The organism is Streptomyces sp. NPDC004561 (assembly GCF_053602155.1).
The window spans coordinates 19,080-32,709 of record NZ_JBSGDB010000041.1; the positions used below are offsets into that span (position 1 = coordinate 19,080).

General features: G+C 72.1%; 10 protein-coding genes and 2 pseudogenes. 5 read left to right on the forward strand and 7 right to left on the reverse strand.

The genetic code is table 11. The features are described from left to right. The first annotated feature begins 22 nt into the window (after positions 1 to 22). Complete coding sequence (locus tag ACWEN3_RS08515) at positions 23 to 619, forward strand: TetR family transcriptional regulator (RefSeq protein ID WP_452967335.1); 597 nt, start codon at positions 23 to 25, stop codon at positions 617 to 619. On the opposite strand, the gene ACWEN3_RS08520 is transcribed toward ACWEN3_RS08515, so the two are convergent. From ACWEN3_RS08520 to ACWEN3_RS08530, 3 genes and pseudogenes are all read right to left on the reverse strand, one after another. Further along, positions 600 to 1,100: a hypothetical protein gene (locus ACWEN3_RS08520; RefSeq protein ID WP_452967337.1), complete on the reverse strand. Its 501-nt coding sequence runs from the start codon at positions 1,098 to 1,100 to the stop codon at positions 600 to 602. The two genes, ACWEN3_RS08515 and ACWEN3_RS08520, sit on opposite strands and share 20 nt — an antisense overlap. 168 nt (positions 1,101 to 1,268) lie before the next feature. Beyond that, on the reverse strand, positions 1,269 to 1,493 hold the full coding sequence (locus ACWEN3_RS08525) for a hypothetical protein (protein WP_452967340.1): 225 nt from the start codon (positions 1,491 to 1,493) through the stop codon (positions 1,269 to 1,271). 111 nt (positions 1,494 to 1,604) lie between these two features. Then, a pseudogene (locus tag ACWEN3_RS08530) lies at positions 1,605 to 1,856 on the reverse strand (MFS transporter); the annotation flags it as partial. Here ACWEN3_RS08530 and ACWEN3_RS08535 point away from each other — a divergent pair. Further along, positions 1,851 to 2,156 (forward strand): annotated as a pseudogene (locus ACWEN3_RS08535) (MmyB family transcriptional regulator); the annotation flags it as partial. The pseudogenes ACWEN3_RS08530 and ACWEN3_RS08535 overlap by 6 nt on opposite strands. A gap of 134 nt (positions 2,157 to 2,290) precedes the next feature. Next, positions 2,291 to 3,661: a S53 family peptidase gene (locus tag ACWEN3_RS08540; protein WP_452967343.1), complete on the forward strand. Its 1,371-nt coding sequence runs from the start codon at positions 2,291 to 2,293 to the stop codon at positions 3,659 to 3,661. Between the two features lie 122 nt (positions 3,662 to 3,783). On the opposite strand, the gene ACWEN3_RS08545 is transcribed toward ACWEN3_RS08540, so the two are convergent. Continuing rightward, positions 3,784 to 5,235: an MFS transporter gene (locus tag ACWEN3_RS08545; RefSeq protein WP_452967346.1), complete on the reverse strand. Its 1,452-nt coding sequence runs from the start codon at positions 5,233 to 5,235 to the stop codon at positions 3,784 to 3,786. Between the two features lie 143 nt (positions 5,236 to 5,378). Here ACWEN3_RS08545 and dusB point away from each other — a divergent pair, with 143 nt between their 5' ends. Then, positions 5,379 to 6,512 (forward strand): tRNA dihydrouridine synthase DusB, encoded by a 1,134-nt coding sequence (gene dusB / locus ACWEN3_RS08550; protein ID WP_452967349.1) that lies wholly within the window; start codon positions 5,379 to 5,381, stop codon positions 6,510 to 6,512. An 11-nt stretch (positions 6,513 to 6,523) separates the two neighbouring features. On the opposite strand, the gene ACWEN3_RS08555 is transcribed toward dusB, so the two are convergent. The 3 genes from ACWEN3_RS08555 to ACWEN3_RS08565 form a co-directional block, all read right to left on the reverse strand. Then, positions 6,524 to 8,146, reverse strand: a complete 1,623-nt coding sequence (locus ACWEN3_RS08555; RefSeq protein WP_452967360.1) for a CDP-alcohol phosphatidyltransferase — start codon at positions 8,144 to 8,146, stop codon at positions 6,524 to 6,526. Positions 8,147 to 9,084: 938 nt separating this feature from the next. Further along, a complete protein-coding gene (locus ACWEN3_RS08560; RefSeq protein ID WP_452967352.1) occupies positions 9,085 to 11,022 on the reverse strand; it encodes an amylo-alpha-1,6-glucosidase in 1,938 nt (645 codons plus the stop codon). Beyond that, complete coding sequence (locus tag ACWEN3_RS08565; RefSeq protein WP_452967354.1) at positions 11,019 to 12,482, reverse strand: MGH1-like glycoside hydrolase domain-containing protein; 1,464 nt, start codon at positions 12,480 to 12,482, stop codon at positions 11,019 to 11,021. The genes ACWEN3_RS08560 and ACWEN3_RS08565 overlap by 4 nt, the downstream gene beginning before the upstream one ends. Positions 12,483 to 12,612: 130 nt before the next feature. Here ACWEN3_RS08565 and ACWEN3_RS08570 point away from each other — a divergent pair. Continuing rightward, on the forward strand, positions 12,613 to 13,630 hold a 1,018-nt coding region (locus tag ACWEN3_RS08570), incomplete at its 3' end, for an ROK family protein (protein WP_452967357.1).

Sequence of the window (13,630 nt, forward strand, 5' to 3'; positions counted from 1 at the left end):
GCCGCCCGGTACGGTCTAGAGCATGGCACCGACCAGCGAGACCCTGACCGCCGAGCGCATCCTCGAAGCCACCGAGGAGGTGCTGCGCCGCCACGGCCCGGCCAAGGCCACCGTGGTGGACGTGGCCCGCGCGCTCGGCGTCAGCCACGGCAGTGTCTACCGGCACTTCCGCACCAAGGCGGCGCTGCGCGAGGCGGTCACCAAGCGCTGGCTGGACCGGACGTCGGCGCGGCTCGCCGGAATCGCCGCGGCGGACCGCGATCCGGAGAGCCGGCTGCGGGACTGGCTCGCCGCCCTGTTCGAGGCCAAGCGGCACAAGGCGGGCGACGATCCGGAGCTGTTCGCGACCTACACGGTGCTCACGGACGAGAACGGCACGGTCGTCGGCGACCACATAGCCGACCTGACCGCGCAGCTGACCCGGATCATCACGGAAGGAGCCGGGTCGGGCGCCTTCTCGGTGCCCGACCCGGCGGCGACGGCGCGAGCCGTCTTCCAGGCCACCGGCCGTTTTCACGACCCCTGCTACGCCCGGGAGTGGATCCGCCCCGGCGTCGGCGAGGAGTTCACGGCCGTCGTGGACCTACTGGTACGGGGCCTCAGCTCACCGTCACGCTGACCGGGGAGGACTGGACCGTGCCGGACTTGGTCGCCACCCGCACCTGCTCGGTGCCCTTGTTGGTGAACGTCCGTTTGATCGTGTAGTTGCCGTTCTTGCCGACGACGGCCGTGGACGTGAGGTTGGTCCACTTGCCGTTCATCTGGTGCTGGAGCACCAGGGAGGAGCCGGCCTTCACCCCCTTGACCCGGCCGGTGAACACCACGGTGTTCCCGACCTTGACGGCCTTGTGGTTGGCACCGACGGTGATGGAACCCATCGCCGTCATCGAAGGCTTCATCGAAGGCTTCATGGACGGCTTCATGGACGGCTTCATCGAGGGCTTCATGGTCGGCATCTCGGTGCCGGTCATGGTGGGCTTGGGGTTGGGCTTGCTGCTCGCGGCGTAGGCTCCGGCCGTACCGCCGGAGAGCAGCGCCACGGACAGGACACCGGCGCCCAGCGCACGGCCGTAGCGGTGGTGGCGGAGTACGGAGGTCATGGTTCTCTCCTGTCGCTCGATCGGACGTCTCCCAGGCTGACCCGACTTCGCTCCGTCGGCCACTCGGGACGCTGCGTGACCGGTGTTCGGAGCGGGTAAACGCGCAGGTCAACGCCGATATTCGCGAACTTGGTGCCCGCCCTGACCGACGACCTCGGCCCGTCGTGATCAGCGCGAGGGCTGCCTGGACGCCGCCGGGTCGACCGTCGCCTGGTGGGCCTCGGCGAGGTGCTCCTCCGCCTTCAGCCAGGGCAGGAACTGCGCGCTCCGCCGCCAGCCGCAGGTGTCGCATCTGATCGTGCGCTGCACCCCCGTGCGCCGGACCCTGACCACGTGCTCCCGGCCGTGCCGGTCCCAGCGGCTGACCTTGCTCGTGCTGTCGTCCTCCGGCATGACGCCTCCCGCCTCCGTGAGTCCCGCACACCCCGACCGCAAGGAGTGTGCAGCAGGAACAACATCAACGGGGGGAGCTTCACGGTGAGTTGGCCGTCCCGTGCGCTCGGCTCAACCGACCGCGCGGGGCAGCCGCAGCCCGAGCAGCCCGGTCAGCACGATCCCGGCCAACTGCACCAGCAGCGTGGTGACCAGCGCGTCCCGCATGCCCAAGTGCGGTACGAGGGTGAGGAGCAGGGTGCCGAGCGTGGCCACCCCGAGGGACAGCGCGGACTGCTGGGTGGTGACCATCACACCGCCGCCTCCGACGGCCCGGGCGGGCGGCACCTCCGACAGCACGATCCGCATCACATTGGGCAGTTGATGGCCGCCCGGCTGCGGGCCGCGCCGGCCGGTCATCTCGGGGAGCCCGCCTGGAAGACGCTCCTCAAGCGGCTGGAGGAGTCCCCGGCGTTCCGCGAGAACTGGGAGCGCTACGAGGTGGTCGGCAGCCGCACCAGGACCAAGGGGTTTCTCAACCCCCTTGTGGGGCACCTCACTCTGGAGCACACCGACCTGTGGCTGGGACCCGAGGCGGGCGCCCGGATGGTGACCTGCACCCCGAGGGACGAGGAGACGCGCGAGCGCCTGGAGAGGCTCCACGAGCTGGCGCTGGGGAGTTGAACACCTCGGGGCCAGAGGTGGTGTTTCGGTAAAAGATTCGATATCTACAGTTCAACAGGCTTGTCCTGTGCATGACTCACTCGATGGGATGCGCGAGACCACTTCGGTCGACACCAGACCACTCAGGGGAATTCATGCACATAGCGCGTACCGGGCGAGGCGTCGCGGCATCCACGGCCGCCACCGCCGCCCTCGTCGCCGCCGCACTGGCAACCGCTGCTCCGGCCGGCGTCACCAGCGCCGCGTCCGCCGCCGTACCGCACACCAAGGCGGTCCCGGCCATCGTCGGGCACAACCTCGTTCACGGCGTGGCCAGCCCGCTCCCCATCGCCCAGTGCCAGGCCAAATGGCACATCAACTGCTACAACCCGCTCCAGTACCGCACCGCGTACGACCTCAACGCCCTCTACAAGAAGGGCGTCACGGGCAAGGGGCGCACGATCGTCATCGTCGACTCGTTCGGCTCCCCGACGGTCCAGCACGACCTCGACGTCTACAGCAAGCAGTTCGGGCTGCCGAGCACCAAGGTCAAGGTGGTCAAGTGGGGCAAGGTGCCCCCCTTCGACCCGAAGAACTCCGACATGACGGGCTGGGCCGGCGAGACCTCGCTGGACGTCGAGATGGCCCACGCCGTGGCGCCCGACGCCAAGATCATGCTCGTGGAGACCGCGGTCGCCGAGACCGAGGGCACCACCGGCCTGCCGGAGATGATGGACGCCGAGAAGTACTACATCGACCACGGGGTCGGCGACGTCATCACGCAGAGCTTCGGCGCGACGGAGAACACCTTCCCCGGCTTCGAGAAGGGCGACTTCTCCAGCATCAAGAAGCTGCGGTACGCGTTCGAGGACGCCAACCGCAAGCACGTGACCGTCCTCGCCTCCTCCGGTGACGGCGGCGCCACCGACAGCACGGCGGACGGCAAGGGCTACTACAAGACGCGCGTCAACTCCTGGCCCTCGTCCGACCCGCTGGTGACCTCCATCGGCGGCACCCAGCTCCACCTGAACGACAAGGGCCAGCGCGTCAAGCCGGACAGCGTCTACAACGACTACGGCGCGGGCGGCGGCGGCCAGTCCCACGTCTTCACCCGTCCCGGCTTCCAGAACGGTGTGAAGAACGTCGTCGGCTCCCGCCGCGGCACCCCGGACGTCTCGATGGCCGCCGCGGTCAACGGCGGCGCCTGGGTCTACTCCAGCTACGACCCGACCGCCACCGGCTGGGACGTCTCCGGCGGCACCAGCGAGGCCTCCCCGCTGTTCTCCGGCATCGTCGCCCTCGCCGACCAGGCGGCCGGCCACCGCGTGGGCAACATCAACGCGGCGCTGTACACCCTGTTCAAGCACAAGGGCTCGGGCATCGTCGACGTCAACGACGGCACCGACAACAGCTACCAGGGCGTGCAGGGCTACAAGGCCGTGAACGGCTACGACATGGCGACCGGCGTCGGCACGGTGGACGCCCTCCGCTTCGTCGCGGCCCTGGCCAAGTTCGGCCGCGGCTGACACCAGGCGGCACACCGTCTGTGAGGCGGCCCGGGTGCCACACCCGGGCCGCCTTCGCGCGTCCGGCACGGACGAGGGCCGGAGCATCCGGTGGGCCGGCGGCCGTGTCCCGGGGCCGGTGGCTAGGAGCGGCCCGAGGCGCCGACCACCTGCCGGATCTCCGCCGACTCCAGCTGCTCGGCCGTGCGCTCGGCGGTCCGGTGGGCCCAGCGGCCGCTGGTGAGCAGGCCGAGGACGAGGACGGCGAGGCCGCAGGCGGTGAGGATCCACCAGCCGGGGCGGGCCGCCGAGACGAACACGTCCTTGTACGGGGACGAGCCGATGCCGGTGGCCAGGACGGCGCCGACCACCGCGACGCCGAGGGTCTGGCCCAGCTGCCTGCTCGTGGAGGCGACGGCGGCGGCGACGCCGGCCTGGGTGCGCGGCATGCCCGAGACCGCCGTGTTGGTGATCGGCGCGTTCACGAAGCCGAAGCCGATGCCGAAGAGCACGTACCCGATGAACAGGGTGGTGTTCGACGTCTCGGCCTCGAAGGCCGCGAACAGCACACCGCTCGCCGTCATCGCCGTACCGGCCACCAGGAGCGGGAGACGGGAGCCGCGGCTGCCGACCAGGCGGCCGGAGAGTGGCGCGCACAGGAAGGTGGGCGCGGCCATGGGCAGCATCCACAGGCCCGCGTGCAGGGCGTCGAGGCCGCGCACGTTCTGCAGGTACAGCGTCGACATGAAGAGGAAACCGCCCAGCGCGGCGAACGCGCTGATCGCGATCACGGTCGCCCCGCTGAACGGCGCGGAGTGGAAGAAGCGCAGGTCGATGAGGGGCTCGTCACGCCGGGGCTCGTACCAGAGCAGGGCGAGGAGGGCGACGAGGGCGACGGCGGCGAACGGGGACACCGCGGCGAAGCCCGAGTCCGGCGCCTGGATGATCGCGTACGTCAGCGAGCCGAACAGGGCGATGACCAGGATCTGGCCGACCGGGTCGGGGCGGCGTGCCTTGGGCGCGCGGGACTCCGGGACGAAGCGCAGGGTGAGCAGCAGGGCCGCGAGGCCGACGGGGAGGTTGACCCAGAAGATCGAGCGCCAGCTGACCGACTGGACCAGCAGACCGCCGATCAGCGGGCCCGCCGCCATGGATATGCCGACCACCGCGCCCCATACGCCGATCGCGCGGGCGCGCTCACGGGAGTCGGTGAAGGTGTTGGTGATGATCGACATGGCGACCGGGTTGAGCATCGAGCCGCCGATCGCCTGGACCATGCGGAAGACGACGAGCAGTTCCAGGTTCGGGGCGAGCGAGCACAGCAGCGAGCCGATGGAGAACACCACCAGACCGGCCATGAAGACCCTCTTGCGGCCGATCCGGTCCGCCGTGGACCCCGCCAGCATCAGCAGCGAGGCCAGGACGAGCGTGTAGGCGTCGATCGTCCACTGCAGCCCGGAGGTGGTGGCGTGCAGGTCGCGCTGCATCGAGGGCAGCGCCACGTTCAGCACGGTGTTGTCCAGGCTCACGATCAGCAGGCTCATGCAGCAGATCGCGAGCACGAGCAGGCGCCTGCGATGACTCAACTCTGGCATGCGTCCCATCGTACGTCGATTTCAATAGTGCGTCTAACTAATGACTATTACATGATCCTGACGCGGTCCGGGGACGGGTGGCCCGGCCGAGTGAGGGACAATGGGTCCTTGTCTTCCGTTGTACGTCGTCCCGGAGCCGTCTGATGACCCACTCGCTCTCCATCGGCCCGCACGCCGTGGCGCCGCCCGTCGTGCTCGCACCCATGGCGGGCATCACCAACGCGCCCTTCCGCACCCTGTGCCGGGAGTTCAGCGGCGGCAAGGGGCTGTTCGTCAGCGAGATGATCACGACCCGTGCGCTGGTCGAGCGCAACGAGAAGACCATGCAGCTGATCAGGTTCGACGCGAGCGAGACACCGCGGTCGATCCAGCTGTACGGCGTGGACCCGGCGACCGTCGGCAAGGCCGTCCGCATGATCGCGGAGGAGGGCCTGGCCGACCACATCGACCTGAACTTCGGCTGCCCGGTGCCGAAGGTCACACGGAAGGGCGGCGGCTCGGCCCTGCCCTACAAGCGGAACCTGCTGCGGGCCATCCTGCGCGAGGCGGTCTCCGGGGCCGGCGACCTCCCCGTGACGATGAAGATGCGCAAGGGCATCGACGACGACCACATCACCTACCTCGACGCCGGCCGCATCGCCGTCGAGGAGGGGGTGACGGCCATCGCCCTGCACGGCCGTACGGCCGCCCAGCACTACGGCGGCACCGCCGACTGGGACGCCATCGCCCGGCTGAAGGAGCACGTCCCGGAGATCCCCGTCCTCGGCAACGGCGACATCTGGTCGGCCGGAGACGCGCAGCGGATGGTCCGCGAGACCGGCTGCGACGGGGTCGTGGTCGGGCGCGGCTGCCTGGGCCGCCCATGGCTGTTCGCGGACCTGGTGGCGGCGTTCGAGGGGCGGCCCGAGGACGTGGCCCGGCCCTCGCTGCGGGTGGTGGCCGACGTCATGGTCCGCCACGCCGGCCTCCTCGGCGAGTGGCTCGGCGACGAGTCCAAGGGCGTCGTCGACTTCCGCAAGCACGTCGCCTGGTACCTGAAGGGCTTCGCGGTCGGCTCCGAGATGCGCAAGCGGCTCGCCATCACGTCCTCGCTCCAGGAGCTGCGGGCCGGGCTCGACGAGCTCGACCTCGACCAGCCCTGGCCGACCGGTGCGGACGGGCCGCGTGGCCGTACGTCCGGCAACAACCGGGTGGTGCTGCCGGACGGGTGGCTCAAGGATCCGTACGACTGCGCGGGCGTGGGCGAGGACGCGGAGCTCGACACGTCCGGCGGCTGACGCCCGCGTGCTCAGCCCTTCTTCGGGTGCGGGGTCGAGCCGTACGCCGTCAGGAAGCGGTCGCGGAAGGCGCTCATCTTCCAGACGGGGGCGTTGTGGGCGGGGCGCAGGCCGTCCGTCCAGCCCCACCCGCCGATCTTGTCGAGGATCTTGGGGTCCTTGGCGACGATCGCGACGGGGACGTCACGGCTGGCGTGGTTGCCGCTGACCCGGGCGATCGGCTGGTGGTCGCCGAGGAACACCAGGACCGTGTTCTCGTTGCCGTAGCGCTCCAGCCACTGGGTGAGGGCGGTCACCGAGTACTGGATCGACTTGCCGTACTCCTGGCGGGACTTGGTGGTGTCGGCGATGACGTCGGCCGGGTTGTTGCCCGCCGCCTCGATGCCCTTGAAGATCGAGCCGTCGCCGAGCTGGTCCCAGCCGACCATCTTCGGGATGGGCGCCCAGGGCTGGTGGCTGGAGGTGAGGATCAGCAGCGACATCCGCGCCTTGCCGTCGGCGGGCCGCTTGCTGTGCACCCGGTCCTGGTACTGCTGGAGCGTGTACTGGTCCGGCATGGTCGACCAGCTGAACTTCGGTCCCTTGTAGCCCAGTTCGAAGGCGTTGTAGACCTTGTCCAGGCCGTACCACTTCTGCTCCGGCCACGCCTTCTGCACGCCCGGCATGACGCCGACCGTGTCGAAGGCGCCGGTCTTCTTGAAGGCGTCGGTCAGGCTGAGGTGGTCGCTGGCCATGACGGTGCTGTAGCGCTGCTGGTTGCTGATCCACAGGCCCGACATGGTGGTGGAGTGGCCGAGCCAGCTGCTGCCGCCGTAGGTCGCCGACGTCAGCCAGCCGCTCTTGGCGTGGAAGCCGGCCTTGGCCAGCGCCTTGGTGCGGGCGTCGAGGGTGCTGTCGACACCGGGCGCCATGATCGGGTCCTCGACCGCGCTGCGGCCGTAGCTCTCGATGAACGTGAAGATCATGTCCTTGCCGCGCAGGTCGGGGACCAGCTGGCCGGCCGGGGTGTTCCCGAAGGCGTCGACCTTCGCGACCTTCTCGAACTCCGCCTCGTCCCTGAGGGTGTTCGAGATCCGGTGGGCCTGCGCCTTCAGCGCGGTGGCGGTGTCGTCGGAGGCGATCGGCACGCCGAAGATCTGCAGGCCGAGGGAGGAGCAGGTGATCCAGGCGACGCCCGCGATCAGCGTGCCCCGGGTGGCGGCGCCGGTGTGCCGGGCGAGCAGGTTGCTCAGCCGGACCATGGACAGCGCCAGCAGTACGAACAGCAGCACGACCAGGGCGATCACACCGGTCACGGCGGCGAGGGTGGCCGTGCGGCCGAGGGAGTCCTCCAGGTACGACTCCGCGTCGCCGAACAGGGTCCAGTCGAGCACGACGTTGAAGGGGCGGCCGAGGTACTGGTTGAAGCCCATGTCGAGCAGGTTCAGCACGGTCATCGCGGCCAGCGCGACACCGGAGACCGCGGCCAGCGCGATCCGCGGCCGGCGCGGCAGCGCCACCAGCACGGCGGCCCCGATGACCGCCTCGCCCGGTATCCGCAGGAACTTGGTGGGCTCCAGATCCACGACGGAGTGCGGCACCACGAGCGCCGCGACGACGAGCGCCGCGGCGAGCACGGTGACGCCGACGGACAGCGCCTGAGCGACCCCCGGATTCCGCTCCCGCCACCGCCGGACCTTGGCGGACCAGGAGCGCCGGCGCACGGCGCCGGGCTCGGTAGTACCGGCGGTGCCGGTCTCCGTTGCGCCTGCCGGGGCGTCGGCTTCCGGTGCGGCAGCCGCGGGGTCGCTGTCCCGCGCGGTCTTCGGTGAAGCCTGAGCGACGTCGACTGCCGTGGCTTCTGCGGTGTCGGCCTTCGCTACGGCTTCGGCGGGTTCGGCTTCCGGTGCGGCCTTCCCGGGGTCGGTGTCCCGTGCGGCTTTGGCAGGGCCGGGCTTCGGTTCGGCCTGCGCGGTGGGGGTCGCCGTCGTGGCCTCTGCGGTGTCGGCCTTGGCTACGGCTTCGGCGGTCTTGGTTTCCCGTGCCGCATCCGCCGTGTCGGTCCCCGTGGCGACCTCTGCGGTGTCGGCCTGCCGTGCGGCCTCCGCCGTGTCGGTGCCCGTGGTGTCGGCCTTCCGTGCGGCCTCCGTGGTGGGTGTCTCGGGCGTGGCCTGTCCCGCTTCCGGGGCGGTCTCCGTCTTCGCGGGCCCCCGCTTCTTCCCCTTCTCCCGGCCCTTCCTCGGCGTGGCGGTCCCGGGCGTGCGGGGCTCGGGGACGGAGGCGTCGGGGAGGCCGGTCCCGGGGGTGGCCGGGGTTTCCTCGGGGCCTCGTTCGGCGAGGACGTCCTCGGTTCCTCCGGCCGTACCCGGTGGCTGGCGCGTGCTCGTGTGCTGAGGCAACCCGAAGGTCCTTCCGTGCGAGACCCGTGACGGACGGCGGGCCACGCTGGGGAGGCTGGACGGGACCGGAGACCCGGTCCGCCTGGCCCGCCGTCATCCCGTACGGCCTGTCACCCGCCCCTGTTCACGGCACTCGGCAAACACCCGGCAAACGCCTCGCCAACACCTCCCCGCACCTGCGCCCGACCGGAGGGCTACGCGCCTCCCACCGCCGTGAGCAGCGCGAGCGGCGCCGCGGCCGAGCGGGACTCGCGGACGCACGCGTGCGGGTACGGCACCGGCTCGGGGTGGGTGTCGCGGCCGTAGCCCGCGAGGACCTCCGGAAGGCGGTGCCCGGCGGCCGTCGCCGCGTCGACCAGCGCGTGGGCGACCGTACGGGCCTCGTCGTGCAGGCCGTAGCGGGCCAGACCCAGCGTGATCAGTGCGTTGTCGTGCGGCCAGACCGAGCCGCGGTGGTAGGAGAGCGGGTGGTACGCCGGCTGGCCGGAGGCCAGGGTGCGCACGCCCCAGCCGGAGAAGAAGTCCGGCTCCAGCAGCCTGCGGCCCACCAGCTCGCCGTACTCCTTGTCCAGCAGCCCGGTCCACAGCAGATGCCCGGCGTCCGAGGCCAGCGCGTCGATCCGGCGGCCCTCCCCGTCGAGCGCCAGCGCCGGGAAGGAACGCTCCGGCATCCAGAAGTCCCGCTGGAAGCGGTCGCGGAGATCGGCCGCCGCCTGCTCCAGCAGCGCCGCGTACGTGTCGTCGGCCCACACCGTGCGCGCCAGCCACGCCGTCCGGCGCAGCGCGTCGTACGCGTAGCCCTGGGCGCCCGCCGCCATCACCGCGCCGGTGGGCCGGGTGCCGTCGGCGCAGCAGATCGCGCCGGGGGAGTCCTTCCAGTTCTGGTTGGCGAGGCCGCCCTCGTCGGCGCGGTAGACGAGATAGCCGCGCGCGGTCAGGCCGCCGTGGTCGAGCATCCAGCCGACCGCCGCGCGGGCATGCCCCTCCAGCCGGCGGGCCAGGGCGCCGTCGCCGGTCCGCTCCACGTACGCGCCGAGCAGCACGAGGAACAGCGGGGTGGCGTCGACCGAGCCGTAGTAGCGCCCGAACGGCACCTGCCCGAAGTGCGCCAGCTCTCCGTGCCGGACCTCGTGCACGATCTTGCCGGGCTGGGCGACCCGGGACATGCCGGCGCCGGTCGCCTGGGTGGCGGCCAGCGCGAGGAGCGTGGCGGCGGCCGGCCGGGGACGGTAGGGCAGGGCGAACAGGGAGGTGAGCAGGGCGTCCCGGCCGAGCAGGGTGAGGAACCAGGGGGCGCCGCCGGCCGGCACCCGCAGCTCCTCGCCGTCGGGGCCGGTGGCCGGGACCTGGAGCGCCGCCAGGTCGGCGAGGCCCCGCGCACAGGCCTCCGCCAGTTCCGGCCAGCCGGTCGGGAAGGCCACGCCCTCCACGAACTCCTCCTCCAGGGAGCGGAGTTGCCCGGTCACGGCGGCCGGGTCGCGGGGCACGCGCAGGGCGCGCCGGTCGCCGTGCGGGCGGGCCATCACGCGCAGCACCAGCTCACGCGTGCCGTGCGGTGCCAGTTGCAGCGTCCAGACCAGACGGCGGGCGCCCGTGCCGGTCTCCTCCACGGCGTCGGGGGCGGGGTCGGCCGTGATGGTCGTACAGGACCGCCATTCGGCGCGCCGGTAGGTGAACTCGATGCCGTCGTCCATGACGACGCGGGAGCGCAGGGCGCCGGCCTTGACGTAGGTGCGGTGGTCGGCGCGGAGCTCGAACTGGTCGGTGAAGTCGGCGTCGGCGGTGACGGCCAGCCGGACGGTCGTGGGCACCGGGCGGTTGCTGGTCACGCGCACGGTCTCCACGAACGAGCTGTCGCCGACCGCCTGCTCACGGAAGAGGGTGTGCGCCGGGGGCTCCTGCCGGCCGCCGCGCGGTACGAGGACGCAGCGCGCGGTGTCGCCGTCCGCGACCGGGGTGAGCACCTCCGGTACCGCGCCGTCCACGGTGAGCTGCCAGCGGCTGAGGTGCCGGGCGTCGCGTACGAATAACCCGTCCGGGGAGCTGCCGCCCCGCACCCCGCTGATGTCGCCCCGGTCGCCCACGGCGGCGAAGGTCGCGCCGTGCACGAGCAGATGATGCCGGTCGGTCATCCCCGGTCGCCTCCCTTGTCACTCCTGTCGAACGTGCCGGTGCCCGTCTGGGACACGCCCTCGCCGGGGCGCTTGAGAAGGTCTTGGTGCAGCTCGTGGTGCAGGTCCAGCGCGAGTGCGGCCGTCCAGCCGAAGCCGGTCGCGCCGCAGGCCTCGCCGTTGTACGGGTCGACGTACTCCGCGAAGCCGGTGGTGTCGGCGAGTTCCAGCACCGCCTCGCGCAGCGCGTCGGCCCGGGCCCGCTCGCCGTGCAGCCGCAGCCCCCGCTCCAGCAGCCAGGAGGTGTTGAACCAGGCCGGGCCGCGCCAGTACCGGTGCGGGTCGAAGGCCTCGCCGAGCAGGTCGTAGCTGGGGACGAGCCGGGTGCGGCCGCCGAGCCCGAAGTGCGGACCGCACAGGGTGCCGACGAGCGCGGCGGCGATCTCCCGGGGCAGCCCGGGCAGCAGCAGCGGGACGAGTCCGGACACCCCCCGCTCGCGGATCAACCCCCCGCCCCGCAGGTCCCGGCACAGGAACATCCCGGCCCGCGGGTCCCACAGCCGCTCCACCAGGGCCGCCGTCAGCCGTTCGGCGCGCGCGTGCCGGGCGGTGCCGGCCGCGCCCAGTTCCCCGGCGATCCGGGCGAGCGCGTGCTCGGAGGCGATGAGCAGGGCGTTGAAGGCCGGGTCCTCGACGGCGAACTCCCCGCCTCCGTCGGCGTAACCCGCGTCCCGGTAGTCGGCGGCCAGCCGCACGTACCGCCCGTAGTCCAGGTCGGTCGGCCGGTCCTCGGGGGCGCCGTGGTCGAGGTCGGCGCGGCGGAAGGAGCGGGCCGGGGCCGGGGTGATCCGGGCGAGCGGGGCGTCCCAGCACGGGCTGTTGTCCATGCCCTGCTCCCAGGGGTGCACGACGGACACCAGGCCCCCGCCGCCCAGGTCCCGCCGGTGCAGCAGATAGCGGTGCCAGGCGGCCAGGTGCGGGTACACCCGGGCCAGGAAGCCCCGGGCCCGCGACAGCCCGGGGTCGGCGCGGTGCACCAGCCAGGCCGCCAGCGCGTGCACCGGTGGCTGCACGATGCCGGAGGTCTGTACGGTGCGCGGGGCGCCCGCGGCGCGTCCGGCGGTGGCGGAGCGCCAGAAGTCGGGGCTGGGGAAGTACGCGTCGAGCGGTACGGAGGGGTTGAAGACGATGTGCGGGACGCGCCCGTCGGCCCACTGGGCCGAGAGCAGCGTCTCCAGCTCGGCATGGGCGCGCTGCGGGGAGACGTGCCGCAGGCCGATCGCGATGAACGCCGAGTCCCAGGACCACTGGTGCGGGTACAGGTTCCGGGAGGGGACCGTCGAGCCGCCCGTCCAGTTGGCGTCGAGCACCCGCGCCGCCCTGACGTGCAGGGACGTGCCGGAGGCCGGGCCGGGGCCCGGTGGATCGTATGCGATCCCGTACTCCGTGGGACGGGCGGTGAGCTGGGCAGTGCGATCCACTCGGGGCTCCCCGGGGACGAGGACGGGCGGCCGGCCGACCGGGTTCGGCGGCGGCTACCGTAGGGTTACGTCTATTTAACACGCAAAACCTAATATGTAATGCAGACTTGAGAAGCACAAGGGGGTGCGCATGTCCGGACGTCCGGGAAGAACCGGGAAGAGCGGGAGCCAGGCAGGCGCCGGCGATCTGCTCGAACTGGTGCGCAGTGGGCGGGCCGTGACACGCGGCGCGCTCCAGCAGGCGACCGGACTGTCCCGCGCGACCGTCGGCCACCGCCTGGACCGGCTGTTCCGGGCCGGCTGGCTGCGCGAGGGCGCGGGCGGCCCGGTCGACTCGCCGCTCGGCGGGCGTCCCTCCATCATCCTGGAGTTCGACGACTCCCACGCGGTGGTCCTCGCCGCCGACCTGGAGACCCGGCACGCGCGCGCGGCCGTCCTGTCCCTGAGCGGCGAGATCCTGGCCGAGCACTCCGGCACCCTGGTGATCGAGGACGGCCCGGAGCCGGTGCTGGGCGAACTCGCGCACTGGTTCGCCGAGTTGCTGGAGAAGGCCGGTCACCGGGCCGGGGAGGTCTGCGGCGTCGGGCTCGCCGTCCCCGGCCCCGTGGACATCGAGACCGGCCGTGTGGTCCAGCCCCCGATCATGCCCGGCTGGGACGGCTACGACATACGAGGCCGCCTGGCCCGCGCCTTCACCGACCGCACCGGCGCCCCGGCGGTCCCGGTCCTGGTCGACAACGACGCCAACCTCATGGCCTACGGCGAACAGCGCACCGGCCACCCCGACTGCGCCGCCTTCGTGCTGGTCAAGGTGTCCACCGGCATCGGCGCCGGGGTGGTGGTCGACGGCTCGGTCTACCGGGGGATCGACGGCGGCGCGGGCGACATCGGGCACATCCGGGTGGGTGCGGACGCGCTGTGCCGCTGCGGGTCGCGGGGCTGTCTCGCCGCCGTCGCGAGCGGGCGTGCGGTGGCCCGGCGGCTGGCCGAGTCCGGGGTGCCGGCCGCCTCCGGCTCGGACGTACGGGACCTGCTGGCCGCCGGGCACCCCGAGGCGGCGGCGCTGGCCCGGGAGGCCGGCCGCCGGGTCGGGGACGTGCTGGCGACAATGGCCCCACACCCGCTCAACCCAGCGAAGGTATGCGGTC

What these genes read in the sequence shown, in the direction of transcription:
- ACWEN3_RS08515 (WP_452967335.1), top strand. Translation starts at nt 23, where the DNA reads ATGGCACCGACCAGCGAGACCCTGACCGCCGAGCGCATCCTCGAAGCC.
- ACWEN3_RS08520 (WP_452967337.1), bottom strand. Translation starts at nt 1,100, where the DNA reads ATGACCTCCGTACTCCGCCACCACCGCTACGGCCGTGCGCTGGGCGCC.
- ACWEN3_RS08525 (WP_452967340.1), bottom strand. Translation starts at nt 1,493, where the DNA reads ATGCCGGAGGACGACAGCACGAGCAAGGTCAGCCGCTGGGACCGGCAC.
- ACWEN3_RS08540 (WP_452967343.1), top strand. Translation starts at nt 2,291, where the DNA reads ATGCACATAGCGCGTACCGGGCGAGGCGTCGCGGCATCCACGGCCGCC.
- ACWEN3_RS08545 (WP_452967346.1), bottom strand. Translation starts at nt 5,235, where the DNA reads ATGCCAGAGTTGAGTCATCGCAGGCGCCTGCTCGTGCTCGCGATCTGC.
- dusB (WP_452967349.1), top strand. Translation starts at nt 5,379, where the DNA reads ATGACCCACTCGCTCTCCATCGGCCCGCACGCCGTGGCGCCGCCCGTC.
- ACWEN3_RS08560 (WP_452967352.1), bottom strand. Translation starts at nt 11,022, where the DNA reads ATGACCGACCGGCATCATCTGCTCGTGCACGGCGCGACCTTCGCCGCC.